Origin of the sequence: Streptomyces sp. YIM 121038 (genome assembly GCF_006088715.1) — a bacterium.
Taxonomy (GTDB): Bacteria; Actinomycetota; Actinomycetes; order Streptomycetales; family Streptomycetaceae; genus Streptomyces.
This window is the reverse complement of the sequence record NZ_CP030771.1, coordinates 1,728,376-1,752,424: the sequence shown is the minus strand read 5'-3', so window position 1 is coordinate 1,752,424 and position 24,049 is coordinate 1,728,376. Positions and strand designations below refer to the sequence as shown.

Here is a 24,049-nt window from a genome sequence, read left to right as displayed (position 1 = left end):
CGCACCCGTGGACGCGTGGTGCGACGCTGGTGGCATGCGGAACCCACCACCAGGCACCGGCGCGCGCGTCCTCGTCGTGGACGACGACCTGACCGTCGCCGAAGTCGTCACCGGCTACCTGGAGCGCGCCGGGTACGCCGTCGACCGTGCGGTCGACGGACCCGGCGCGCTCCTGGGCGCGGCGGCGCGCGAGCCCGACCTCGTCGTCCTCGACCTGATGCTGCCCGGCATGGACGGCCTGGAGGTCTGCCGCCGTCTGCGGGCCCGCGGCCCCGTACCGGTGATCATGCTGACCGCGCGGGGCGACGAGGACGACCGCATCCTGGGCCTGGAGATAGGGGCGGACGACTACGTGACCAAGCCCTTCAGCCCGCGCGAGCTGGTGCTGCGGGTCGAGTCGGTGCTCCGCCGCAGCCGCGCCGCCGACCCGGCGCGGCGGCCGGACGCGCCGTTGCGCGCCGGGGCCCTCGCCCTCGACCCCGCGGCGCGCCGCGCCACCAAGGACGGCGCCGAACTCGCCCTGACCGTGCGTGAGTTCGATCTCCTCGCGCACTTCCTGAGGCACCCGGGCCGCGCCTTCGGCCGGGAGGAACTGATGCGCGAGGTGTGGGGCTGGGACTTCGGCGACCTGTCCACGGTCACGGTCCACGTCCGCAGGCTGCGCGGCAAGGTGGAGGACGACCCCGGGGCGCCGCGGCTGATCCGGACGGTGTGGGGGGTCGGATACCGCCTGGAAACGGGCGAGCCCGCCGAGCCCGCCGAGCCCGCCGAGCCCGCCGAGCCCGCCGAGCCCGCCGAGCTCGGCGAGTCGGGTGACCCGAGTGGGCAGGGTGAGCCAGGTGACCCGAGCGGACAGGGTGAGCCAGGTGGCCTGAGTGGGCAGGGTGAGCCAGGTGGCCGGGGTGGGGCGGACAGGACGGGTGATCCGGACGATCCGGCCGCGTCGGGGGAGCCGTACGGGCTGGAGGAGCCGGACGAGCCGGACGATCAAGCCGCGCCGGGGGAGCCGGGCGGGCCGTGCAAGCCGGACGATCAAGCCGCGCCGGGGGAGCCGAGCAGGCCGTGCAAGCCGGACGGGCCGTGCGAGCCGGGTGGGTCGTGCGAGCCGGACGGGCCGGGGGCGGGGCCTCCGGCCGCGGCCGCGGTTGCGGGCACGGCGCGCGGCGAAGGCGGCCCGCGCGCATGACCGACATGCTGCTCATCGCCCTCTACGCCTTCCTCGGCGCGGTGGCCGCCGGACTGCTCGGCGCCGGTGTGCTGCGGCTGCTGCGCCACCGTTCGCTCGTCGTGTCCCTGACCGTCGTCGTCGCGGTGGCCGTCACGGCCATGCTCGCCGGGACGCTCGCCGTCGCGTGGCAGATGTTCCTGTCCCCGCACGACCTGACCGTCGTCACCGTGGTCGTCGCCATGGCCTCCGTCGTGTCGTTCGCGACGGCCCTCCTGCTCGGCCGGTGGGTGGTCGCCCGCAGCCGGGACCTGGCGCGGGCGGCCCGCTCGTTCGGCACCGGCGGCAGCTTCGCCGCGCCCGCCGCGCCCACCACGGCCGAGCTCCTCGCGCTCACGCGGGAGCTGGAGCACACCAGCGCGCGCCTCGCCGAGTCCCGGGAGCGGGAACGGGCCCTGGAGAGCTCGCGCCGCGACCTCGTCGCCTGGATCTCGCACGACCTGCGCACCCCGCTCGCGGGCCTGCGCGCCATGGCCGAGGCCCTGGAGGACGGCGTGGCCGCCGAGCCCGACCGCTATCTGCGCCAGATCCGTACGGAGGTCGAGCGCCTGGACGGCATGGTGGGCGACCTGTTCGAACTCTCCCGCATCCACGCCGGGGCCCTCGCGCTCACGCGCGCACGGATCTCCGTCTACGACCTGGTGGGCGACGCCCTGGCCGGGGCCGACCCGCTCGCCCGCGAGCACGGCGTACGCCTCGTGGGGCAGCGCATCGACGCCGTGCCGGTGGAGGTCGACAGCAAGGAGATGAGCAGGGTCCTCGGCAATCTCCTGATCAACGCGATCCGCAGGACACCCGCGGACGGGACGGTCGCCGTCACGGCGGAGCGGTCCGGCGACGGAGTCGTCCTGTCGGTGACGGACGAGTGCGGCGGCATCCCGGAGGAGGACCTGGCGCGGGTCTTCGACATGGGCTGGCGCGGGACCCACGCGCGGACCCCGCCTGCGGGCGCCGGGCTCGGCCTCGCCATCGTGCGCGGCATCGTCGAGGCCCACCGGGGCCGGGCGGCCGTGCGCAACGTCTCCGGCGGCTGCCGCTTCGAGGTGGTCCTGCCACCGGCCGGGGCGGTGTAGCGGACCCGGCCGGCGGCCCGGCGCGAAGCGCCTACCGCAGCGGCGCCCCCGCGAACTCCCGCATCCCCGCCGCGAAGCCCGTCACCGGCTTCCAGCCGAGCTCCCTGCGCAGCCGGGCCGAGTCCGCCGTGATGTGCCGCACGTCGCCGAGCCGGTAGGCGCCCGTGGTCACCGGGGCGGGCCCGCCGTGGGCCAGGGCGAGGGCCTCGGCCATCTCGCCGACGGTGTGGGGCTCCCCGCTGCCGGTGTTGTACGCGGTGAGCGCCCCGGCCGCGACGTCCGCCTCGACGGCGGTCGCCGCCGCCGACGCCACGTCCCGCACGTGGACGAAGTCCCGCAGCTGCCCGCCGTCCTCGAAGACCTGCGGCGCCTCGCCCCGGGCGAGGGCGGACCGGAACAGGGACGCCACCCCGGCGTACGGGGTGTCGCGGGGCATGCCGGGCCCGTACACGTTGTGGTAGCGCAGCGACACCGCGCGGCCGCCGGTGGTCCGGGCCCAGGCGGCGCACAGGTGCTCCTGCTGGAGCTTCGTCGCCGCGTACACGTTGCGCGGGTCGGCGGGGGCGTCCTCCGGGACCTGGCCCGGCGTCAAGTCGGCGCCGCACCGCGGGCAGAGGGGCTCGAAGCGGCCCGCCGCCAGGTCCGCCTCGGCGCGCGGCCCGGGCCGCACCACGCCGTGGCGGGCGCACGCGTACCGCCCCTCCCCGTAGATCACCATCGACCCGGCGAGCACCAGGCGCCGCACCCCGGTCCGGGCCGCCGCGGCGAGCAGCACCGCCGTGCCCAGGTCGTTGCAGCCGACGTACGCGGGCGCGTCCGCGAAGTCCTTGCCGAGCCCCACCATCGCGGCCTGGTGGCAGACGGCGTCGACCCCGCGCAGCGCCTGGGCGACGGCCGCCTCGTCCCGTACGTCCGCGACGACGAGCCGCTCGCCGGGCCGGGCCGCGCGCGGCGGGCCCGAGTGCGCCGACGCCAGGAGCGCGTCGTACGAGACGACGTCGTGGCCGCGTTCGAGCAGCGCGTCGACGAGGTGTGTTCCGATGAACCCGGCTCCGCCGGTGACCAGTACCCGCATGCCGTCCACGCTAGGCAGCCGGGAGGCCCGCGGGCCGCTGCCACCGGCCCGTGTCACCGTTCCGTAAGACCTCGCCCCCCCCGCGCCGCGACGTTGCCGTACCCCGGCCGTCAAGAGGCCCCCGCCCGGCATCAAGAAAGCATAAAGATTGCCGGAAAATGGCAGTGCGCCGAGGCGTCCGGACAGGTCAGGATGGAAAGGCAGGAACGGGGGGCGAGGCCCGGGTGCCGGATCACGGAAACGAGGTCCGGCACCCGAGTGGGGACGACCCCCGGATGACCACCGGTCAAGGGGGCGGGGGCATGGGGGAGTTGTTGGGCGCGGTGGTGGGCTTTCCAGGGGTGGTGTTCACCTCGGCCCTGGCCGTCGTCGTGTGTTTCTGGCTGCTCGTGGCGGTGGGTGTCACCCGCGCGGACAGCTTCGACGAGGACGCCGACCTGGACGTCGTGGGACTCGGGGGAGTGCCGGTCTCCGTGGCGGCCTCGCTGTTCACCCTGGGCGGATGGGTGACCGGTGTCGCCGGTTCGGTGGCGATGACGCGGGCCGGCCTGACGGGCATGGCGCACGCGGCGGTCGACCTGGGCCTGCTGCTCGCGTCCGCGGGCGTCGGCTGGGGCGTGACCCGGGTGCTCGTCCGCGCCCGCGCGCGGCGCTCCGCCGACACGTCGGACCCCTCGCCCCACGACCTCGTCGGCTCGGTGGGCAGGGTCCGCGCGGGCGGGGCGGGCGCGGATTCCGGCCAGGCCGAAATCGCCACGCGCGACGGCGCCGTGGTGGTCGTGGACGTGCGCCGGGACCCGTCGGGGACGACCGCGCCCCTCGCCTCCGGCAGCAGCGCGGTGCTGTACGCGTACGACGAGCCCGGCGCCTTCTTCTGGGCGGCCCCGGCGGCGGTGACGCTGACCCCGGGGGTGCGCCCGCCGCGCCTGCCGCACCCGCACGAGCATGCGCGGGAGCGGTCGTCCGCGGGCCACGACTGGCCCTGCGCCGACTGCGCCTGAGCCCCTGTCATGTCAATGTTCCCCCTGGTCAGCGGGGTGGGAGCGGAATCCACCACCGCCCCACCCCCCCTGCCTGCCGCCGCGCCCCCATGCGTTAGAAAGGCGGAGCGGGCCGAGCGGAGAACCGGGGGCGTACATGGTGGGGCAGGACATACCGGATGAATTCCTGGAGGGCTATACGCGGCTGCTCGCCGACGCCTCCGCGACCGGGCGCGGCCTGACCCGCGACGAGCTGGACTCGCGCCGCGCCCTCGGCGAGCGCGCGGCCGACGCCGGGTACGGACTGCGCGCGCTGGTGGGCGCGCACCTGGCGCGGGCCAGGGCGTTCGGTGCCGCGCCCCGCGCGCACGGGGCGCCGGGGGCCGCGCCGCCGGTGTCCGCCGAGGCCGTCCTCGCCGCCGTCGAGCAGGCCGTCGACGCCTTCGCCGAGGGCTACGAACGTGCCCAGCGGCTGGCGATCCGTCAGGAGGAGGCCACGCGCCGGGAGTTCATCGACGACCTGCTGCACGGGCGGAGCGACTTCGGGCTGCTCGCCGAGCGCGCGGAGCGGTTCGGGCTGCGCCTGTCCCTCGCGCACGCCGTCGCCGTCGCCCAGGGCGATCGTGCCTACGAGGACGGCGACGACGCCCCGCGCGAGGTGGAGCGGGCGCTGACGGGCCGCTTCGGTGACCGCAGCCCGCTGCTCGCCACCAAGGACGGGCGTCTGGTCTGTGTGACCACGGCCGACCAGGAGGACGTCCTCGACTTCTTCGCCAAGCAGGCGCACGCCGCGACGGACGGCGGCCGCGTCGCCGTCGGCCGCCCGCAGCCGGGCGCGGGCGGCGTCGTCCAGTCGTACGAGGAAGCCCTGAGCGCCCTCGACCTCGCCGCGCGCCTGGGCCTGCCCGAGCCGGTCCTGCGCGCCGCCGACCTGCTCGTCTACCCCGTCCTGACCCGCGACCGGCAGGCGATGGCCGACCTGGTCCTGAACACCCTCGGCCCGCTGCGGGCGGCCAGGGGCGGCGCCGAACCGCTCATCGAGACCCTCGCCGTCTACTTCGACGCGGGCTGCGTGGCCGCGCAGGCCGCCCGCCGCCTCAGCCTGAGCGTGCGCGCCCTCACCTACCGCCTGGAGCGCATCCACCGCCTCACCGGCACCAACCCCGCCGACCCGATGCACCGCTACACCCTCCAGACAGCCGTGATCGGAGCACGCCTCCTCGGCTGGCCCGCGCGGGAGTTCTGACCCCGGGGGGCTCAGCGCGGCGCGGGGCCGAGCCGCGGGATCTCGATCGCGGGGCACCGGTCCATCACCATGTCGACGCCCGCCGCCCGCGTCCGCTCGTACGCCGCCTCGTCGACGACGCCGAGCTGGAACCAGACCGCCGCGGCGCCGATGCCCACCGCCTCGTCGGCGACGGCCCCGGCGAGCTCGCTGTTCACGAAGACGTCCACGACGTCCACCTCGAAGGGGATCGCGTCCAGGGACGGGTACCCCTTCTCCCCGTGCACCGTCTCCGCCTTCGGATGCACCGGCACGATCCGCTTGCCGAACCGCTGCAGCACCTCCGCGACGCCGTACGCCGCCCGCTCCTGGTTGGACGAGAGCCCCACGACCGCCCAGGTGTCCCCGAGCTGGGTGAGGATCTTGCGGACGGTGGCGGGGTCGCCGTACATGGGGGCCTCCTGGGCGATGGTCGGTCTGACTGCCGTAACCACGTCGGGGGCGCGGTGATTCCGGAACGCCGTCTGCCCGGAGGACGCGGATGCGTTCTCCGGGCAGACGGCGTCGGTGCCGGGCGGCGGTCCTCAGACGTTGACGCCGAAGTCCGAGGCGATGCCGCGCAGGCCGGAGGCGTAGCCCTGGCCTACGGCGCGGAACTTCCATTCGGTGCCGTGGCGGTAGAGCTCGCCGAAGACCATGGCGGTCTCGGTGGAGGCGTCCTCGGAGAGGTCGTAGCGGGCGATCTCCTGGTTGTCGGCCTGGTTGACGACGCGGATGAAGGCGTTGCGGACCTGGCCGAAGCTCTGGCCGCGGTTCTCGGCGTCGTGGATGGAGACCGGGAAGACGATCTTGGTGATGTCGGCCGGGACGGTGGCCAGGTTGACCTTGACGGCCTCGTCGTCGCCCTCGCCCTCGCCGGTGAGGTTGTCACCGGTGTGCTCGACCGAGCCGTCGGGGCTGGTGAGGTTGTTGTAGAAGACGAAGTGCTGGTCGGAGACGACCTTGCCCGAGGCGTCACAGAGCAGCGCGCTGGCGTCGAGGTCGTAGTCCGTGCCGGTCGTGGTCCGCACGTCCCAGCCGAGGCCGACCAGTACGGCGGTGAGGCCGGGTGCCTCCTTGCTCAGCGAGACGTTGCCGCCCTTGGCGAGGGAAACTCCCACGGTGTCCTCCTGTGGTCCTCTGCGGAGATGGTCCTTGCTGGAAAACCGGCCCCGTCCGTGAACCGGACCGGGAATTAGAATCTACATGACTGTAGAAGTTGCTGCGGCGGCCGTACCGGCGCCCAGGAGGCCTCCTGCCCACTGGGGCCGTTACGATGTGGCGCTCCCCAGTGACGTGCCCGACAGGCGTGAGGCGCGCGGAGCGCCGACGGCGGGCCGGGCGCGCGCCGTCACCACGACGGCAGGCGAGGACACGGCATGGAGCGGCAGGACGGCGACGGGCGGGAGCACCGCCCGCGCAGGCGGGGCCAGGGCGAGCTGGAGGCCCAGGTGCTCGCGGCGCTGCACGAGGCCCCGGGCCCGGTCGGCGCGGTCTGGGTGCAGGAACGCGTCGGCGGCGACCTCGCGTACACCACGGTCATGACGATTCTCACCCGGCTCCTCGCCAAGGGCGTCGTGAGCAGGGAGCGCGCGGGCCGCTCCTTCCACTGGCGGTCCACCGCCGACGAGGCGGGCCTCGCCGCGCTGCGCATGCGCAAGGTGCTCGACAGCGAGCGCGACCGCGGGGCCGTGCTCGCCAGCTTCGTGACCACCCTGTCCGCCGCCGACGAACGCCTGCTGCGCGAGCTGCTCGGCGACACCGGCGTGACCGGTGACACCAGCGGTACCGGCGACACCAGCGGTACCGGCGACACCGGCGGCGCGGCGGCGGAGGGCTGACCGTACGCATGGGACTCTTCGTCTACCTGCCGCTCGTCCTGCCGCTCACCGCCTGGCCGGTCGCCCGGCTCGCCGCGCAGCACCTGCACCCGCGCACCGCGACCCGGCTGCTCGCGTCCCTCGCCGCCGTGATGGCCCTGTGCAGCACCCTGTGCCTGGCCCTGCTCATGGTCGTCGGCACCGCCCAGCTGCCCGGCAATCCGCTGCCCGACGCCTGGTCCGACCCCGAGGTCCGTGCCGCCCTGCCGTACGACGAGGTCGCGGGCGCGGCCGCGATCCCGGCGCTGCTCGCCGTGTGCGCGGCGGTGGGCCGCACGGTGTGGCGGCACCTCGCGGTGCGCCGCCGGGCCGCGCGGGCCGTCGCGGGCCTGAAGGGCACTTCGGTGGCGGTCCTCGGCGACGCCGCCGACGGCGCGGCCTACGCGTACGCCCTGCCCGGACCGCCCGGCCGTTCCGGACCCGGCCGCGTCGTCGTCACGCGCGCCCTCCTCGACCGGCTCGGTCCTGCCGAGCGGCGGGCCCTGTTCGCGCACGAGCGGGCCCATCTCGCCGCGCGGCACCACCGGTTCCTGCTGGTGACGCAGCTGGCCGCGCGGGCCAACCCGTTCCTGGTGCCGCTGCGCACGGCCACCGCCTACACGGTCGAGCGGTGGGCCGACGAGGACGCGGCCCGGGTGGTGCGGGACCGGCGCGTGGTCGCGCGGGCCATCGGCAAGGCCGCCCTGCTGGCGGGCCGCGCCCCCGCGCCGGGCCTCGCGGGTCTCGCCGCGGCGGGCCCGGTGCCGCGCCGGGTCGCCGCGCTGCTGGCGCCCGCCCCGGCCGCGCGCACCCGCCCCTCGCTGTTCACGGGGGTGGGGCTCGCCCTGTGGTGCGCGGCGGGCGGCACCGCCGTCTCCGCGATGTCGTCGGCGAACGCGGCGGTCACGATGGTGCTCGTGCTGCGGGCGGCGACGCCCCTGTGAGGTGCGCCGCCGCCCGCGGTGTCATCGGTGCCCCGGGGGGCGTCCGTCAGAGGTCGAACTCGTGCGGCGGCAGGTCGAGGGCGTAGCACGCCTCGCGCACGACGGCCTGTTCGTCCTTGTCGAAGTCGCCGTCGGCGCCGCCGATGACGATGCCGATCTGCACCACGGCACGGGCCTCGGCGGGCTTCTTCTTGGCCTTGGCGACCTCCTGCAACACGCTGACCTTGCCGAAGTCGAAGTCGGTCGTGAGCTTGTTCACGTACTCGTCGAAGCGGCGGCGCAGGTCGTCCGCCGGGAAGTTCTGGAGCACGTCGTTCGACGCGATGAGCTGGGCCACGCGCTGGCGCTCGGCCTGGTCGACGGTGCCGTCGGCGGCCGCGACCAGGGCGCACATCGCCATGCTCGCGTCGCGGAAGGAGCCGCTCTTGAGGTCGTTCTTCTTCGCGAGCAGCTGGGCCTGCATCGTCGAGGCGGATTCCTTGAAGCGGTCCCACAGGGCCATGGAAAGTCTCCATCGGGTTGGTGCTCGTGAGCGGGCGTCGGACGGCGCCGACGCGGCACGCTCGTTTCTACAACGATGTAGAAACTAACACCAGGGCGGGAAAGTTCCGCAAGGATGGGGGAGGACGTACCCGAGGGATGTACATGAGAGATGTACGCGAGGGACGTACGTGAGAGACGTACGCGAGGGACGTACGCCGACCTGGTCGGCGGACGCGCGCACGCGCACGCAGTGGACGTACCACCACGGAAGGGGTGCCCCCGATGACGTCGACGACCCCGGGGCCGAGTGAGCCGCCCGGCGGGCGGCCGCAGTTCACGGCGCGGGACCTGCTGGCCCGCGCGGCGGCGGAACTCCGGCCCGCGCCGGACGCCAACCCGTTCGTGCCGCTCGTCGCCGACGGCACGGCGGCGCGGGGCGCCGTGGCCGCGCTCGCCCTGGAGCAGTGCCGGGTCATCCCGGCCGACCGCCGTGCCTTCCTGTACCTGGCGGACCGCTCGGCGCGGGCGGGGCTGCCCGCGGGCGCCGCGTTCTTCTCCTCCCTCGCCGAGGGCGAACGCCTCGCGGCCGACCGGCTCGGCCCGCTGCTCGCCGCCTGCCGGGTGAGCGCGGAGCAGGAGCGCGCGTACGTACCGAGGGCGGGCTGCCAGGCCTACCCCGCGTACGTGGCCTGGCTGGCCCTCAACGGCGAACCGGCCGACGTGGTGCTCGCCCTGACCGCCAACTTCGCCGCGTGGGGCGGCTACTGCGCGACGCTCGCGGCCGCGCTGCGCACGCGCTACGGCTTCTCCGACGAGGCCTGCGCGTTCTTCGACTTCTTCGCCGCGCCGGCCCCCGACCTCGACCGCGAGGCCCTGGCCGCGCTGGAGGAAGGGGTGGCCAGGGGCGGCGTCACCCCCGGGACGGCACTGCGGCAGGGTCGGCTGCTCCAGGAGTACGAGGGGATGTTCTGGGCGAGCCTCGCCGGGCGGGCGGGGGACGAAGGGCGGGCGGGGGACGAACGGCCGTGACCCGGCCGCCCGGCGCGCGGCTCACTCCGGGCGCAGCACGATGGCCGTCGCGATGACCCCGTCCCGCATGGTCCACAGGCCGTCGAGCCCGGTCAGCTCCGAGCCCGCGACCAGCGGGCCCTCGATCAGGATCTTGGCGGAGAAGGTGCCGTCGGCGCGGATGGTCAGGTGCGCGTCCTCGAAGCCGAGCCAGCGCCGGGCCAGCGGGAACCACGTCTTGTAGACGGACTCCTTGGCGCTGAACAGGAGCCGGTCCCAGGGCACGGACGGCTGCTCGGCGGCGAGCGCGGCGAGCGCGGCACGCTCCGCCTCGTCGCTGACCAGGTCGAGCACGCCCGGGTCCGAGAGCCGCTCGGCGGGCTCCGCGTCGATGCCGAGCGAGGTCACGGCGGCGGCTTCGGCGACGACCGCCGCGCGGTAGCCCGCGCAGTGCGTCATGGTGCCGACCACGCCGTCCGGCCAGATCGGCTCGCCCTTCTCGCCGCGCGGAATGGGCCCGGGCGGCACGCCGATGCGGGCGAGGGCGGTACGGGCGCAGTGCCGCGCGGTGGTGAACTCCCGCCGCCGCTTGTCCACGGCCTTCGCCACGTGCACGGCCTCTTCGGGGTACAGGACCGCGTCGGCCGGGTCCTCGCGCGTCTCGCAGACGGCGACGGGCAGCCCGGCCAGGAGCGCGCTCAGTATGCGGGTTCCGCCGGAGGCCTCGGCCGCCGCGTTCGAAGGTGAGTTCACGGCGGATCACTCTACCGGGGGGCCCGCGCCCCCGACAGGGCCGCACGGCCCGTCCGCGCCGGGCTGGTCACCGTATAGGTCACATATAGCGACCGAACCGACGCTCGACTCATTCGAACGAATGAGGGGGGCTTCACGTGGAGTCGGACCAGGGGGCCGGGCGTCAGGCCGGGCAGCAGGGCAAGGGCCGGGAAGCACGCGTCGCGCTGGTGACCGGGGGCTCCCGGGGCATCGGCCGCGCGGTGGCGACCCGGCTCGCACGGGACGGCTTCGACGTTGCGCTGTGCTACCGCTCGGACCAGGCGGCGGCCGACGTCGTGGCCAAGGAGGTCGAGGCCGCGGGCCGCCGCGCCCTGACCCGGCAGGTCGACGTCGCCGACGGGGCGGCGGTGCGCGAGCTCGTCGCCGAGACCGAGGGGGAACTGGGGCCGCTGCACGCCGTGGTGGCCTCCGCGGGCATCACCCGGGACCGGCCGCTCGGCCTCATGACCGACGACGAGTGGGACGGGGTCGTCCGCACCAACCTCGACGGCACCTACCACCTGCTGCGGTCCGTGGTGCGGCCCCTGATGGGGCGGCGCGGCGGATCCATCGTCACGCTCTCGTCGGTGTCGGGCGTCGCGGGCAACTCGGGACAGGCCAACTACGCCGCCTCCAAGGCCGGGATCATCGGCCTGACCCTGTCGCTCGCCAAGGAGGCGGGCCGCTACGGAGTGCGCGCCAACGTGGTGGCGCCCGGCTTCATCGACACCGACATGGTCGCGGGCCTCCCCGACAAGGCGGTGCAGGGCGCCCTCACCGCCATCCCGCTGCGCCGCTTCGGCCGCGCCGAGGAAGTCGCCTCGCTCGTCTCGTACTTGGTGTCCGACGAGGCGTCGTACGTCACCGGGCAGGTGCTGCGCATCGACGGAGGCATGGCCCTGTGACCGCGCCCGACGATCCGGGCCTGTGGTTCCACCGCGCACCCGGGCCGCCGCGGACGCCGCGCCTGCGCCTGGTCTGCTTCCCGCACGCGGGCGGCACCGCACGGCTCTTCGACGGCTGGCGGCACCGCCTGCCCACCACCGTCGAGGTCGTCGCCGTGCGCTACCCGGGGCGCCAGGAGCGGCTCGACGAGCCGTGCGTGGAGTCCATGACCGAACTCGCCGACCGGATCACCGGCGCCCTCGCCGGGTACGACGACGTGCCGCTCGCCCTGTTCGGGCACAGCATGGGCGCGAGCGTCGCCTACGAGGTCGCGCGGCGCCTCGAAGCGGGCGCGGGCCCCGCCCCCGTCCACCTCATGGTGTCCGCGCGGGCCGCCCCGGGGCACGGCGGGCGCACCACGCTGCACCGCGCGGCCGACGAGGTCCTGCTCGCCGCCGTGCGCCGCCTCGGCACGCTCGGCGGCGTCGACCCGTTCGCCGAGCCCGAGCTGCGCGAGCTGCTGCTGCCGGTGCTGCGCAGCGACTACCGGCTCGTCGAGACGTACGCGCCCGCCGCCGGGGCCGCCCCGCTGCGCGCGCCCATCACCGCCTACCTGGGCGACCGCGACCCGGGGTGCCCGGGCGACCGGGTGCGCGCCTGGGAGGGGTTCACCACCGGTGACTTCGCGCTCCGGGCGTTCTCAGGAGACCACTTCTACCTCGCCCCCAGGGAGGCGGAGCTGACCTCGGACATCGCCGAGCGGCTCGCGCCCGCCCCGGTGGCAACCGCGAGAGGAACGACAGCGACATGACGCGATCCCAGACCTGGGCCCCGCACGAGGTGCGGGCCGCCGCCGGCGGCGGCGCCGACGAGCTGCTCACCCGCATCGACGAGCTCGACGGCGGCCTCGACGCCGCCCTCGTGCGCGAACGGGCCCTGGTGTTCCGGGGGTTCAAGGTCGGCACGGACGAACTCGACCAGGTCCTCGACCGGCTGCTGCCGCACCGCCTCGCCTACGTGCACGGCAACTCGCCGCGCACCAAGGTCGGCGGCAACGTCTACACGTCCACCGAGTACCCGCCCGAGTTCACCATCTCCATGCACAACGAGATGAGCTACGCGCACGTGTGGCCCGCCCGGCTCGCCTTCTACTGCGCGATCCAGCCCGGCGGCGGCGGCGCCACCCCCGTCCTGGACGCCGCCCGGTGGCTGGCGGCCCTCGACCCGGAGGTGCGCGAGGCCTTCGCGGGCGGCGTGCGCTACATCCAGAACCTGCACGACGGCTACGGCCTCGGCAAGAGCTGGCAGGACACCTTCGAGACCGACGAGCGCGGCGCCGTCGAGGACTTCCTGAAGGGCTCGGGCGCCGAATGGGAGTGGCAGCGCGACGGCTCCCTGCGCGTGGAGTCCGTGCGGCCCGCCACCACCCGGCACCCGGTCACCGGCGCCGAGGTGTGGTTCAACCAGGCCGACCAGTGGCACCCGGCGGGGCTCGGCGACGAGACGGCCGCCGAGCTCGCCGCGATCCTGCCCGAGGACCAGCTGCCCCAGATGGTCACCTTCGCCGACGGCGGCCGCATCCCGGGCGAGTACGTCACCCAGATCCGCGACCGCGGCCTCGAAGCCGCCGTCGACGTCGACTGGTACCAGGGCGACCTGCTGCTCATCGACAACGTCCTGCTGGCGCACGGCCGCCGCCCGTTCACCGGTGACCGGCGCGTCCTCGTCGCCATGTCGGACTGACGGCGCCGGGCCGCGGAGAGCGAGAGAGCGAGACAGCCATGAGCCACCAGGTCGAAGAGGTGCCCGCGGGCTGGGCCGGCGCCGGCACCCTGCCCGGGCTGCACCGGCCCGAGGTCCCGGGGACCCGGGTACAGGACTACATCCACAGCCGCCGGACCGCGCTGCGCGCACAGCTCACCGAGCGCGGTGCCCTGCTCCTGCGCGGCTTCGACGTCGCGGGCGTCGACGGGTTCGACGGGGCGGTGCGCGCCTTCTCCGGCACGCCGCCGCTGGCCTACGCCGAGCGGTCGTCGCCCCGCAGCACCATCAAGGGCCAGGTGTACACCTCGACCGACTACCCGCCGGACGAGGAGATCTTCCTGCACAACGAGAACTCCTACCAGGCGGTGTGGCCGCGCACCCTGTACTTCTACTGCGTCGAGCCGCCCACCACGCAGGGCGCGACCCCGCTGGCCGACACCCGGCAGGTGCTGCGCTCCCTCGACCCGGAGGTCCGCGAGGAGTTCCAGCGGCGCGGCTGGCAGGTCGTGCGCAACTTCCACCCCGGCTTCGGCGTGCCCTGGCAGGAGGCCTTCAACACCACCGACAGGGCGGCCGTCACGGCGTACTGCGCGGAGCGCGACATCACCGCCGAGTGGCGGCCCGGCGGCGGCCTGCGCACCACCGCGGTGCGGCACGCCGTGCACCGCCACCCCGTGACCGGCGAGCAGGTGTGGTTCAACCACGCCACGTTCTTCAACCTCACCACCCTCGCCAAGGACGTGAGCGCGGGGCTGCGGGCCATCTTCGACGACCCGGACCTGCCGACCCACACCTACTACGGCGACGGCGGCGCGATCCCCGACGCCGTCACCGACCAGCTGCGCGCCGCCTACCGGGCCGCGACGGTCCGCTTCGACTGGCAGCGCGACGACGTGCTGATCGTCGACAACATGCTCACCGCGCACGCGCGTGAGCCCTTCACCGGCCCCCGGCGCATCGCCGTCGCCATGGCCGAGCCTTCGGACACCTGAGCGCCCCGAGCGCCGAGGACATTTCAGAGAAGTCGAGGAAGACATGCCCCTGGCAGACCTGTTGCAAGACGAGCGCACCTACGGCTCGCGCATCACGGGCATCGCCGCCTACCGGCCCGCCCGGCAGCTCACCAACGAGGACCTGGCGCCGCTGACGACGGTTTCCCCCGAGTGGATCGAGCAGCGCACGGGCATCAAGACCCGCCACCACGCGGGCGAGGGCGAGGGCCTGGTCGCCATGTCCGTGGCGGCCGGCGAGAAGGCGCTCGTACACGCCGACGTCGACCCCGCCGAGGTGGACCTCACCATCGTCGCGACCGCGACCCGCAAGCGCCGCATGCCCGGCATCGCCCCGGAGGTGGCCAGCCGCATCGGCCTGCCCAACTCCGGCGCGTACGACCTGAACGCGGTCTGCGCGGGCTTCACCTACTCCCTGGCGATGGCGTCCAACGCGGTACGGCTCGGCGAGGCCCGGACCGTCCTGGTCGTCGGCGCCGAACGCACCAGCGACTGGATCGACCCCCAGGACCCGGACACCTTCGTCATCTTCGGTGACGGGGCCGGTGCCGCCGTCGTCTCCCGCTCCACCGAGGTGGGCGTCGGACCCGCCGTGTGGGGCAGCGACGGCGCCCGGCACAAGGTGCTCGGCATCACGGAGAAGGCCGACGGCCGCGAGTACGTCCAGATGAACGGGCCGCTGGTCTACAAGTGGTCGACGGCCACCATGCCGGACGTCGCCCACCGCGCCTGCGCGGCCGCGGGCATCACCATCGACGACGTCGACTGGTTCGTGCCCCACCAGGCCAACAACCGCATCATCAGGACCCTCACCCACGAGCTGGGGCTGCCGCCGGAGCGCGTCGTCAACGACGTCGTCGTCACCGGCAACACCTCGGCCGCGTCCGTACCGCTGGCCCTCAGCAGCCTCTACGACAGCGGCCGCAGCACCCCCGGCGACATCGTGCTGCTGCTCGGCTTCGGCGCCGGGCTCACCTACGCGGGCCAGATCGTGCGCATGCCGTAACCGGCGTCCGCACCGCACCACCCATCGCAACCAGTCACGTCCCCAACCGCACGGAGAAAGAGGTCACCATGGCCAGAGACGCACTCACCGCCGACGTCGTCCGCCTCGTTCAGGACACCGCCTTCGACCTGGACGGCGAGGTCACCGCCGAGTCCAGCTTCGAAGAGCTCGGCATGGACTCGCTCACCCGCGTCGACCTGCTCGCCGCCGTAGAGAAGACCTACCAGCTCTCGGTGCCCGACGACACCGTGGCGACCCTGCTGCGCGTGCGCGACGTCGTCGACTTCCTCGTCGAGGCCAAGGCAGGGGTCTGACGCATGGACCGCACCGACCCCTTGGCCGGGACGCTGCCCCTGTCGGTGGGGCAGGAGGGGCTGTGGCTGCTGCACACGCTGCACCCCGAGTCCACCACCTACAACCTCGCGGGCGGCGGGCGGATCACGCCCGCCCCCGACCTGGCGGCCCTGGACCGGGCCTGGCGGGCCCTGCTCGCCCGGCACCCGATGCTGCGCTCGCGCTACACCGAGGTCGCGGGCCGGCCCCGGCGCGTCGTCGACGCCCCGGAGGAGGCCGCGCAGATCGCGGTCGTCGAGGTGCCGGACGCCACCGAGGAGGAGCTGCGCCGCCGCGTCAACGCCGAGGTGCGCGCGCCGTTCAGGCTCCAGGACGAGGGGGCGGTGCGGGCCACGCTGCTGCTGCGCCGCACGGACGCGCTGCTGGTCGTCGTCACGCACCACATCGCGACCGACGCCATCTCGCAGTGGCTGCTGTGGCGCGACCTGTTCGCCGCCTACGAGGCGGAGATCGCCGGACGCGCCCCCGACTGGCAGCCCATCACCCACGACTACGACGAGTTCGTGGGCCGGGAGCGCACCCTCCTCGACTCGCCGCGCGGCACCGGGCAGGGAGAGTTCTGGCGCGCCGAGTGCGAGGGCTCCACCCCCGCCGAGCTGCCCACCGACCGGCCGCGCCCCGCGGTGTCCTCGCACACCGGGGCCAGCCTGGTGCGCAGGCTGCCCGACGCGCTCGCGCAGGCGGTGTCCAAGGCCGCCGCCGAGCGCCACGTGTCGCCGTTCGCCCTGATGGTGGGCGCCTTCCAGGCCATGCTGCACCGCTGCACGGGACAGAGCGACTTCCTCATCGCCTGCCCGGCCTCCACCCGGCGCGCGGCGGCCGCCGACATCATCGGCTACTTCGTCAACCCGGTCCTGATCCGCGCCCGGTTCGACCGCGAGACCACCCTGCGCGACGCCGTGGACGCGGCGGCGGACCGCGTCCGGCAGGCCACCGCGCGGGTCTCCTACCCGTTCCCGCTGGTCGCCCAGGGCGCCTCCGGGCCGCTGTTCCGCATCTCCGTCACCATGGTCGCCACCGACCGGTTCGGACACGGCATGGACGGCCTGGTCGCGGGCGAGAAGGTGACCCTCGCCGGACACGAGCTCGCCTACGTCGAGATCCCGCACCTGGAGGGCCAGTGCGACCTGGCCCTGGAGATCACCCGCGACGCGCACGGCCTCACCGTGGCCCTGCGCTACGACACCGACCTGTTCGAAGAGGCCACCGCCCAGCGGCTGTTCGACCAGTTCCAGCGGTGCGTCACGGCCGCCGTCGAGGCGCCCGACACCCGGGTCGCCCGGGTGCCGCTCACCGACGACACGGAGCGGGACCTGCTGCTCGCGCTGAGCGGCGGGCAGGCGTGAGCGCCCGCACCGCGGTCCACGCCAGCATCCTCGACGCCGTCGGCGGCACCCCGCTGGTGGAGCTCGGCGGGCTCCTGCCGAGCTTCGGCTCCCGCGTCTTCGCCAAGCTGGAGTCGGCCAACCCCGGCGGCAGCGTCAAGGACCGCTCGGCGCTCTCCATGCTCCTGGGCAAGATCCGGGCCGGGGAGCTGCTGCCCGGCCGGTCCACCGTCGTGGAGTCCAGCTCCGGCAACCTCGCGATCGGCATCGCGCAGATCTGCCGCTACTACGGCATCGACTTCACGTGCGTCGTCGACCCGCGCACCACCCGGCAGAACCTGGCGATCCTGCACGCCTACGAGGTCACCGTCGACATGGTCACCGAGCCCGACCCGGAGACCGGCGCCTATCTGCCGAGCCGGCTCGCACGGGTGCGCGAGCTGGTGGCGACGACCCCCGGCGCGTACTGGCCCAACCAGTACCGCAACCCGCTCAACCCGCGCGCCCACGTGCGCACCATGCGGGAGATCGACGAGGCGCTCGACGGCAGGGTCGACTACCTCTTCTGCTCCACCGGCACCGGCGGCACCCTGCGCGGCTGCGCCCAGTACATCCGCGACCGCGGGCTCTCCACGACGGTCGTGGGCGTCGACGCGCTCGGCAGCGTGCTCTTCGGCGGCCCGCCCGGGCCGCGCCTGCTGCCCGGCCACGGCGCCGCCGTGCGCCCCGAGCTCTTCGACCCGAGCGCCGCCGACGAGGTGGTCCTCGTCTCCGACCTGGAGTGCGTCGTGGGCTGCCGGACCCTGACGCTGCGCGAGGCCATCCTCGCGGGCGGCTCGTCCGGCGCCGTCACCGCGGCGCTCGGCAAGCTCGCGGACCGCATCCCCCCGGGCAGCACCTGCGTGCTGGTCTTCCCGGACCGCGGCGACCGCTACCTCGACACGATCTACGACGACGACTGGGTGCGACGCCACTTCGGCGACATCGAGCACCTGTGGAAGGAACAGGGACACACCATGGCGGTCGCAGCATGCTGATCCTCGGACACGGCGCGGTGGAGGGGCTGCTCGCCGGGCGCGAGCGGGAGCTCATCGACCTGGTCGCCGCCGCGTACACCGCGCACGACGAAGGCCGCACCAGCCTTCCGCACTCCGTGTTCCTGCGCTTCCCCGACCGGCCGAAGGACCGCATCATCGGGCTGCCCGGCTACCTCGGCGCGAGCGCGCCGACGGACGGCGACGAGGGCCAGGAAGCCGTCGCGGGCATGAAGTGGATCTCTTCCTTCCCCGACAACGTCGCCTCGGGCCTCCAGCGCGCCAGCGCCGCGATCCTGCTCAACTCCCTGCAGAACGGCCACCCCGAGGCCCTGATCGAAGCCTCGGTGATCTCCGCCCGGCGCACCGCGGCCTCCGCCGCGCTCGGCGCCCGGCTGCTCCTCGGCGAGCGCAGGCCCACCGGCGTCACCCTCATCGGCTGCGGCGTCATCAACCGCGAGGTCCTGCGCTTCCTCGCCGCCGACCGGCCCGAACTGACGGACCTCACCCTGTACGACAGCGACCCCGAGCGGGCCCGGTGCTTCGCCCGGGACAACGCGCGGCTGCTGCCCGACGTCAAGGTCCGCCGGCGCGACCGGCTCGACGACGCCCTCGCCGACCACGACCTGGTGTCGTTCGCCACGACCGCGGCGACCCCGCACACCGGCCTCGCCGCCTGCCCGCCGTCGGCCGCCGTGCTGCACGTGTCGCTGCGGGACCTGACCGTGCCCGCGATCCTCGGCGCGCACAACGTCGTCGACGACGTCGACCACGTCTGCCGCGAGCGCACCTCCATCCACCTGGCCGAACAGGAAACCGGCGGGCGGGACTTCATCGAGGCCAGTGTCGGCGAGCTGCTGCGCGGCCGGGCCACCCTGAGCCCCGCCCCGGGCAGGCCCCTGGTGTTCTCGCCGTTCGGCCTCGGCGTCCTGGACCTGGCCCTGGCCCGCTTCGTCCACGACAAGGCGCGCCGCTGCGGCATCGGCACCGTCGTCAGCGACTTCCTGCCGGCGCCGGCCCTCTGACACCGCGGCTCGACACTCTTACGGAGAAACAGACATGACCGTCCCGCTCCATCAGCTCATCGCCGCCCAGGCCGCGTCGACGCCGCGGGCCGTCGCGGTCGAGGACGACCTCGGCTCCCTCACCTACGAACAGCTCGACCGGCGGGCGGGCGACGTCGCGCGGCTGCTCGTGGCGCGCGGCGTCGCACCCGAGGCGCGCGTCGCCGTGTGTCTGCCCCGCGGGCGCGACCTGCTCGCGGCGCTGCTCGGCGTGTGGCGGGCCGGCGCGGCGTACGTGCCCCTCGACGCGGGGCACCCGGCGGAGCGGAACACCTGGGTGACCCGGGACAGCGGGGCGGCCCTCGCTCTGACCACGCGGGCCTCGGCCGGACTCTTCGAAGCCGCCCTGGGCGGGCGCGTCGCCGCCCTGGACGAGGAGGGCGCCTTCGACGGGCTCCCCCAGGAGGACGTGGCGGTCGAGGCCTCCGGCGACCACGCCGCGTACCTCACCTACACCTCGGGGTCCACCGGCCGCCCCAAGGGCGTCGTCATCCAGCACGGCGGCATCGCCAACCGCGTGGCCTGGTCGCTCTCCCACCAGGGGCTCTGCGCGGAGGACCGGGTGCTCCAGAAGACCGTGATCACCTTCGACGCGGCGGCCTGGGAGCTGTTCGCGCCGCTCGCCGCGGGCGGCACCGTCGTGATGGCCCCCGCGGGCACCGAGTCCGACCCGGCGCTGCTCGCCCGCACCGTCGCCGAGCGGCGCGTCACCGTCCTGCAAGGCGTGCCGTCGGTCCTGCGGATGGCCGTCCAGGAGCCCGCCTGGGCCGACTGCGCGACGCTGCGCCTGGTCGCCTCCGCGGGCGAGCCGCTGGACGCCGCGCTGTGCCGCCGCCTCGCCGAGCCCTCCGGCGCCCAGGTGTGGAACACGTACGGGCCCACCGAGTGCTCCATCGACGTCAGCGGCCAGCTCTTCGACCCGGAGCGGCACGCCGACGCCGTGCCGATCGGCCGCCCCCTCGACGGGATGCGGGCCTACGTCCTCGACGAGGAGTTCGCACCGGTGCCGATCGGTGTCGTCGGCGAGCTGTACGCGGCGGGCGTGGGCGTCGCCCGCGGCTACGCGGGCAACCCCGCGGGAACCGCCGAACGGTTCGTGCCCGACCCGCACGGCCCGGCCGGCAGCCGCATGTACCGCACGGGCGACCTCGCCCGCTGGCGCTCCGACGGAGCCCTCGACTTCCTCGGCCGCGCCGACCACCAGGTCAAGGTCAACGGCGTACGCATCGAGCCCGCCGAGGTCGAGGCCGCGCTGACCGCCCACCAGGACGTGCGCGGCGCCGTCGTCGCGGCCCGCGAGACCCCGGGCGGGAAGCGGCTCGTCGCCTACCTCACCACCGGCCGCCGCGTGCCGCGCGACGAGCTGCGCCGCTCCCTGCGGGGTCGGCTGCCCGAGGCGATGATCCCCTCGCTGTTCGTCACCCTCGACGCCTTCCCGCTCACCACGAGCGGCAAGGTCGACCGGGCGGCCCTGCCGGACCCGGTCGACGACCAGGGAGCCCAGGGCGCGTACACCGCGCCGCGAACGCCCGCCGAGAAGCTCGTCGCCCAGGTCTGGGAGGAGCTCCTCCAGATCGAACGGGTCGGCGCCCACGACGACTTCTTCGCCCTCGGCGGCTCCTCGCTCGTCCTGACCCGCCTCGCCGACGCGCTGCGCACCGCGTCGGGCGGCGACGTGCAGCTGCGCGGCCTGTTCGGTGCCTCCACCGTCGAGGCGCAGGCGCGCCTCCTCGAAGAGGCGCGGCCCGCCGTGCCGCCGGTGACGCCCGTCCCGCGCACGGAGCCGCTGCCCCTGTCCTTCGGCCAGCACCGCCTGTGGTTCCTCGACCGCATGCACCCGGGCAGCCCCGAGTGGGTGGCGCCCATGTTCCTGCGGCTGCCCGCGGGCACGACCACGGCCGCCGTGCAGGGGGCCCTGGACGCGCTGGAGTCCCGGCACGAGTCGCTGCGCACCCGCTACGTGCTGCGCGGCGAGGAGCCCCGGCAGGCCGTCGTGCCCGCCGCCCCCGTGGAACTGCGGGTCGAGCACGCCGGTGAGGACGAGCTGGAGAGGCTGTTCGGGGAGCAGTTCGGCCGCGGCTTCGACCTGGGCGAAGGGCCCCTGTGGCGGGCGCTGCTCGTCCACGTGCCGAAGGGCGGCCCCGTGCTGCTCGTCACCACCCACCACATCGCCACCGACGGCTGGTCGACGGTCCTCCTGGAGCGCGAGCTGCGGGAGCTGTGCGCCGCCCGCTCCGAGGGCCGCGCCCCGGACCTCGCCGAGCCGTCCGTCCAGTACGCCGACTACGCCGCCTGGCAGTTCGAGCGCGCCGACGACCCGGCCCTCGACCGCGAACTGGAGTACTGGAAGGAGCAGTTGGCGGACCTCACGGAACTCCAGCTGCCGACGGACCGGCCCCGGCCCGCCCGGCGCGACGCCCAGGGCGCGGGGGTCCGCTTCACCATCCCCGCCGGGCTCGCCGACACCCTCACCGGCGTCGGCCGCCGCCACGGCGCCACCCCGTACGTCACCTTCCTCGCCGCCTTCGCCGGGCTCCTCGCCCGCTACTCCGGCCAGGACGACATCGGCGTCGGCAGCCCGGTCACGGGCCGCACCCGCCCCGAGACGCAGGACACGGTCGGCTTCTTCCTCAACTCCCTCGTGCTGCGCTGCGACACGAGCGGCGACCCGGCGTTCACCGAGCTGCTCGACCGCGTGCGCACCACGACGCTCGCCGGGTTCGCCCACCAGGAGCTGCCGTTCGAGCGCCTCGTGGACGAGCTCCAGCCGGTGCGCGACCTCTCCCGCACCCCCCTGTACCAGGTGGCCTTCGACCTCCAGGACGAGGGCGCCACCGCCGTCGCCACCGACGACGTCCTGATGGACGCCTTCCAGGGCGCCTGGCGCGTCGCCAAGACGGACCTGACGCTGTTCATGTGGCGCCAGGCGGACGGCTCCCTCGTCGGCGCCTTCGAGTACGCGACGGCCCTCTTCGACCAGCCGACCGCGGCCCGCATGGCCGAGCACTACGTCCGCCTCCTGGAAGGTGTGGCCTCCCACCCCGAGCTGCCCCTGTCGGCCCTCGACATCTCCTCCGTCCAGGAACGCCGCCTGCTGCGTGCGTGGGGTGGTGCGGAGTCGGCCGCGGTGGTGTCCGGGGTGTCAGTGCCGGAGTTGGTGGCGCGGCAGGTGGTGCGTGTTCCGGATGCTGTGGCTGTTGAGTGTGGTGAACGGCGGCTGTCGTACGCGGAGTTGGATGTGGCGGCGAATCGTCTGGCTCATCGTCTGCGTGCGGACGGGGTCGGTGTGGGTTCGTCGGTGGCGGTGCTCCTTGACCGTTCGGTTGAGCTGATGGTGGCGTTGTTGGGTGTGTGGCGTGCGGGTGCGGGTTATGTGCCGATGGATCCGGTACTGCCGTCGGAGCGGATCGCGGCGATGGTGGCGGACGGTGGCGTTTCGGCCGCGGTGACGTCGGCGGAGTATGCGGATCGTTTCGTTGATGTGCCGGTGGTGCTGACGGCTGAGGATCTGTCGGCGTATCCGGCGCGGGCGCCTGAAGTCGTGCTCGACCTGGATTCCGTGGCGTACACGGTGTTCACGTCGGGTTCGACGGGTCGGCCCAAGGGTGTGGAGGTTACGCACCGGGGTTTGGCGAATCATGTGGAGTGGGCGGAGCGGGAGCTGGCGGCTGCTGGTTCGGGTGGTGCGCCGGTGTTCTCGTCGGTGGCGTTCGATCTGGTGGTGCCGAATGTGTGGGCGCCGTTGGTGGCGGGGCAGCGGGTGTGGCTGTTCGGTGGTGAGTTGACGGAGCTGGGTGATGCGTTGGTGGCGGCGGGTCCGTTCGCGTTCATCAAGCTCACCCCCGGCCACCTCGAAGTCCTCGATCAGCAGTTGTCGGACGAGCGGGTGCAGGAGCTGACGCGCAAGGTCGTCGTCGCCGGTGAAGCCCTTCCGGGCCAACTGGTCGAGCGGTGGCGGCAGTTGCTCGGAGACGGCCAGGTCATCAACGAGTACGGTCCGACCGAGGCGACCGTGGGGACCTGCGTGTTCCCGCTGGAGGAGGAGTTCACCGGAGTCGTGCCCATCGGACGGCCCCTTCCCAACATGGTGATGCGGGTGCTTGATGGGGGGATGCGTCCGGTTCCGGTCGGAGTCGTGGGGGAGCTGTTCGTCGGTGGGACGGGTGTCGCACGCGGTTACGCGGGACGCCCCGGGCTGACCGCCGAGCGGTTCCTGCCCGACCCGTACGGGGGCTCGGGCGAGCGCCTGTACCGGACCGGTGACCTGGTCCGGTGGCGGGCCGACGGGGCGGTCGAGTTCGTCGGCCGCATCGACGACCAGGTCAAGGTGCGGGGCTACCGCGTCGAGCTGGGCGAGATCCGTGCCGCGCTGGTCGCGCAGGCCTCGGTGTCCGATGCCGTCGTCGTCGTCTCCGACGAGCAGCAGCTGATCGCGTACGTCGTCGGCGACAGTGAGGGGCTCGCCGAGGCCCTCGGCGAGGCACTGCCGCCGTACATGGTGCCTTCGCTCTTCGTGGAGCTGGACGCGATCCCGCTCACGGCCAACGGCAAGGCCGACCGCAGGGCCCTGCCCGACCCCGGCGCGACGGTCACCGACACCTATGTCGCCCCGCGCTCCGAGGTCGAGGCGCGCATCGCCGAGGTGTGGAGCCAGATCCTCCTCGTGGACAAGATCGGCGCCGACGACAACTTCTTCGAGCGCGGCGGCCACTCGATCCTCGCGGTCCGGCTGATCTCGCGGCTCCAGGACGAGTTCGACCTCGACCTGCCCGTCCGGGTCGCCTTCGAGCGGCCCACCGTCGCCGGGCTCGCCCAGGAGATCGAGGACCGCGTACGCGCCGAGATCGAGGCGATCCTCGCGCCGAGCGCCGACGGCGACGGCGAAACCCGCACCGGCACGCCCACCGACCAGGTCTGAGACA

Annotated in this window: 21 protein-coding genes and 1 pseudogene; 17 read left to right on the top strand and 5 right to left on the bottom strand. The window is 74.3% G+C overall.

Features of this window, described 5'->3' with window-relative positions:
* Positions 1–34: 34 nt before the first annotated feature.
* Positions 35–730: pseudogene (locus tag C9F11_RS06795) on the top strand (response regulator transcription factor); the annotation flags it as partial.
* Positions 731–1,182: 452 nt separating this feature from the next.
* Positions 1,183–2,298 carry a HAMP domain-containing sensor histidine kinase gene (locus tag C9F11_RS06790; protein ID WP_138958395.1) on the top strand — a complete coding sequence of 372 codons (1,116 nt, stop codon included), beginning with the start codon at positions 1,183–1,185 and terminating at the stop codon, positions 2,296–2,298.
* Positions 2,299–2,329: 31 nt separating this feature from the next.
* Here the strand turns inward: C9F11_RS06790 and C9F11_RS06785 are convergent, their stop codons facing one another.
* On the bottom strand, positions 2,330–3,373 hold the full coding sequence (locus C9F11_RS06785) for an NAD-dependent epimerase/dehydratase family protein (protein WP_138958394.1): 1,044 nt from the start codon (positions 3,371–3,373) through the stop codon (positions 2,330–2,332).
* A 302-nt stretch (positions 3,374–3,675) separates the two neighbouring features.
* On the opposite strand from C9F11_RS06785, the gene C9F11_RS06780 reads away from it, so the two are divergent.
* Positions 3,676–4,374, top strand: a complete 699-nt coding sequence (locus tag C9F11_RS06780; protein WP_138958393.1) for a hypothetical protein — start codon at positions 3,676–3,678, stop codon at positions 4,372–4,374.
* Positions 4,375–4,510: 136 nt separating this feature from the next.
* Entirely contained in the window at positions 4,511–5,599 is a 1,089-nt protein-coding gene (locus C9F11_RS06775; protein ID WP_138958392.1) for a helix-turn-helix domain-containing protein, read from the top strand.
* An 11-nt stretch (positions 5,600–5,610) separates the two neighbouring features.
* On the opposite strand, the gene C9F11_RS06770 is transcribed toward C9F11_RS06775, so the two are convergent.
* On the bottom strand, positions 5,611–6,030 hold the full coding sequence (locus tag C9F11_RS06770) for a CoA-binding protein (RefSeq protein WP_138958391.1): 420 nt from the start codon (positions 6,028–6,030) through the stop codon (positions 5,611–5,613).
* 132 nt (positions 6,031–6,162) lie between these two features.
* Positions 6,163–6,738 carry a TerD family protein gene (locus C9F11_RS06765; RefSeq protein ID WP_138958390.1) on the bottom strand — a complete coding sequence of 192 codons (576 nt, stop codon included), beginning with the start codon at positions 6,736–6,738 and terminating at the stop codon, positions 6,163–6,165.
* A gap of 258 nt (positions 6,739–6,996) precedes the next feature.
* On the opposite strand from C9F11_RS06765, the gene C9F11_RS06760 reads away from it, so the two are divergent.
* Together C9F11_RS06760 and C9F11_RS06755 are read left to right on the top strand one after the other, a co-directional pair.
* The gene (locus C9F11_RS06760; protein WP_138958389.1) at positions 6,997–7,458 is read left to right on the top strand and encodes a BlaI/MecI/CopY family transcriptional regulator; all 462 of its coding nucleotides are present in this window, start codon (positions 6,997–6,999) and stop codon (positions 7,456–7,458) included.
* 8 nt (positions 7,459–7,466) lie between these two features.
* Positions 7,467–8,420, top strand: coding sequence for a M48 family metalloprotease (locus tag C9F11_RS06755; RefSeq protein WP_138958388.1), 954 nt, complete (start codon positions 7,467–7,469; stop codon positions 8,418–8,420).
* Between the two features lie 46 nt (positions 8,421–8,466).
* On the opposite strand, the gene C9F11_RS06750 is transcribed toward C9F11_RS06755, so the two are convergent.
* Positions 8,467–8,922: a TerB family tellurite resistance protein gene (locus C9F11_RS06750; protein WP_030678563.1), complete on the bottom strand. Its 456-nt coding sequence runs from the start codon at positions 8,920–8,922 to the stop codon at positions 8,467–8,469.
* Between the two features lie 263 nt (positions 8,923–9,185).
* Here C9F11_RS06750 and C9F11_RS06745 point away from each other — a divergent pair, with 263 nt between their 5' ends.
* On the top strand, positions 9,186–9,932 hold the full coding sequence (locus tag C9F11_RS06745) for a transcriptional regulator (protein ID WP_138958387.1): 747 nt from the start codon (positions 9,186–9,188) through the stop codon (positions 9,930–9,932).
* A gap of 21 nt (positions 9,933–9,953) precedes the next feature.
* On the opposite strand, the gene C9F11_RS06740 is transcribed toward C9F11_RS06745, so the two are convergent.
* Positions 9,954–10,664: a 4'-phosphopantetheinyl transferase superfamily protein gene (locus tag C9F11_RS06740; RefSeq protein WP_249401629.1), complete on the bottom strand. Its 711-nt coding sequence runs from the start codon at positions 10,662–10,664 to the stop codon at positions 9,954–9,956.
* A gap of 137 nt (positions 10,665–10,801) precedes the next feature.
* Between C9F11_RS06740 and fabG the strand changes: the two genes are divergently transcribed.
* From fabG to C9F11_RS06690, 10 genes are all read left to right on the top strand, one after another.
* Positions 10,802–11,590: a 3-oxoacyl-ACP reductase FabG gene (gene fabG, locus C9F11_RS06735; RefSeq protein WP_138958386.1), complete on the top strand. Its 789-nt coding sequence runs from the start codon at positions 10,802–10,804 to the stop codon at positions 11,588–11,590.
* A complete protein-coding gene (locus C9F11_RS06730; RefSeq protein ID WP_249401628.1) occupies positions 11,587–12,381 on the top strand; it encodes an alpha/beta fold hydrolase in 795 nt (264 codons plus the stop codon). The genes fabG and C9F11_RS06730 overlap by 4 nt, the downstream gene beginning before the upstream one ends.
* Positions 12,378–13,313: a TauD/TfdA family dioxygenase gene (locus tag C9F11_RS06725; protein ID WP_138958385.1), complete on the top strand. Its 936-nt coding sequence runs from the start codon at positions 12,378–12,380 to the stop codon at positions 13,311–13,313. Before C9F11_RS06730 ends, C9F11_RS06725 begins: the two co-directional genes overlap by 4 nt.
* Before the next feature lie 38 nt (positions 13,314–13,351).
* On the top strand, positions 13,352–14,326 hold the full coding sequence (locus tag C9F11_RS06720; RefSeq protein WP_138958384.1) for a TauD/TfdA family dioxygenase: 975 nt from the start codon (positions 13,352–13,354) through the stop codon (positions 14,324–14,326).
* A 43-nt stretch (positions 14,327–14,369) separates the two neighbouring features.
* A complete protein-coding gene (locus C9F11_RS06715; RefSeq protein ID WP_138958383.1) occupies positions 14,370–15,350 on the top strand; it encodes a beta-ketoacyl-ACP synthase III in 981 nt (326 codons plus the stop codon).
* 68 nt (positions 15,351–15,418) lie between these two features.
* Positions 15,419–15,664, top strand: a complete 246-nt coding sequence (locus C9F11_RS06710; protein WP_138958382.1) for a phosphopantetheine-binding protein — start codon at positions 15,419–15,421, stop codon at positions 15,662–15,664.
* A gap of 3 nt (positions 15,665–15,667) precedes the next feature.
* Positions 15,668–17,050: a condensation domain-containing protein gene (locus C9F11_RS06705; protein ID WP_138958381.1), complete on the top strand. Its 1,383-nt coding sequence runs from the start codon at positions 15,668–15,670 to the stop codon at positions 17,048–17,050.
* Positions 17,047–18,066 carry a 2,3-diaminopropionate biosynthesis protein SbnA gene (gene sbnA / locus C9F11_RS06700; protein ID WP_138958380.1) on the top strand — a complete coding sequence of 340 codons (1,020 nt, stop codon included), beginning with the start codon at positions 17,047–17,049 and terminating at the stop codon, positions 18,064–18,066. The genes C9F11_RS06705 and sbnA overlap by 4 nt, the downstream gene beginning before the upstream one ends.
* Positions 18,060–19,088 carry a 2,3-diaminopropionate biosynthesis protein SbnB gene (gene sbnB / locus C9F11_RS06695; protein ID WP_138958379.1) on the top strand — a complete coding sequence of 343 codons (1,029 nt, stop codon included), beginning with the start codon at positions 18,060–18,062 and terminating at the stop codon, positions 19,086–19,088. Before sbnA ends, sbnB begins: the two co-directional genes overlap by 7 nt.
* Before the next feature lie 34 nt (positions 19,089–19,122).
* Positions 19,123–24,045 carry a non-ribosomal peptide synthetase gene (locus tag C9F11_RS06690; RefSeq protein ID WP_138958378.1) on the top strand — a complete coding sequence of 1,641 codons (4,923 nt, stop codon included), beginning with the start codon at positions 19,123–19,125 and terminating at the stop codon, positions 24,043–24,045.
* The last annotated feature ends 4 nt before the right edge of the window (positions 24,046–24,049 follow it).

Coding starts and splice junctions, on each gene's coding strand:
- C9F11_RS06710 (WP_138958382.1), top strand. CDS start 15,419: ATGGCCAGAGACGCACTCACCGCCGACGTCGTCCGCCTCGTTCAGGAC.
- C9F11_RS06745 (WP_138958387.1), top strand. CDS start 9,186: ATGACGTCGACGACCCCGGGGCCGAGTGAGCCGCCCGGCGGGCGGCCG.
- C9F11_RS06690 (WP_138958378.1), top strand. CDS start 19,123: ATGACCGTCCCGCTCCATCAGCTCATCGCCGCCCAGGCCGCGTCGACG.
- C9F11_RS06785 (WP_138958394.1), bottom strand. CDS start 3,373: ATGCGGGTACTGGTCACCGGCGGAGCCGGGTTCATCGGAACACACCTC.
- sbnB (WP_138958379.1), top strand. CDS start 18,060: ATGCTGATCCTCGGACACGGCGCGGTGGAGGGGCTGCTCGCCGGGCGC.
- C9F11_RS06775 (WP_138958392.1), top strand. CDS start 4,511: ATGGTGGGGCAGGACATACCGGATGAATTCCTGGAGGGCTATACGCGG.
- C9F11_RS06755 (WP_138958388.1), top strand. CDS start 7,467: ATGGGACTCTTCGTCTACCTGCCGCTCGTCCTGCCGCTCACCGCCTGG.
- C9F11_RS06760 (WP_138958389.1), top strand. CDS start 6,997: ATGGAGCGGCAGGACGGCGACGGGCGGGAGCACCGCCCGCGCAGGCGG.
- C9F11_RS06720 (WP_138958384.1), top strand. CDS start 13,352: ATGAGCCACCAGGTCGAAGAGGTGCCCGCGGGCTGGGCCGGCGCCGGC.
- C9F11_RS06780 (WP_138958393.1), top strand. CDS start 3,676: ATGGGGGAGTTGTTGGGCGCGGTGGTGGGCTTTCCAGGGGTGGTGTTC.
- C9F11_RS06725 (WP_138958385.1), top strand. CDS start 12,378: ATGACGCGATCCCAGACCTGGGCCCCGCACGAGGTGCGGGCCGCCGCC.
- C9F11_RS06750 (WP_030678563.1), bottom strand. CDS start 8,922: ATGGCCCTGTGGGACCGCTTCAAGGAATCCGCCTCGACGATGCAGGCC.
- C9F11_RS06715 (WP_138958383.1), top strand. CDS start 14,370: ATGCCCCTGGCAGACCTGTTGCAAGACGAGCGCACCTACGGCTCGCGC.
- C9F11_RS06790 (WP_138958395.1), top strand. CDS start 1,183: ATGACCGACATGCTGCTCATCGCCCTCTACGCCTTCCTCGGCGCGGTG.
- C9F11_RS06770 (WP_138958391.1), bottom strand. CDS start 6,030: ATGTACGGCGACCCCGCCACCGTCCGCAAGATCCTCACCCAGCTCGGG.
- C9F11_RS06705 (WP_138958381.1), top strand. CDS start 15,668: ATGGACCGCACCGACCCCTTGGCCGGGACGCTGCCCCTGTCGGTGGGG.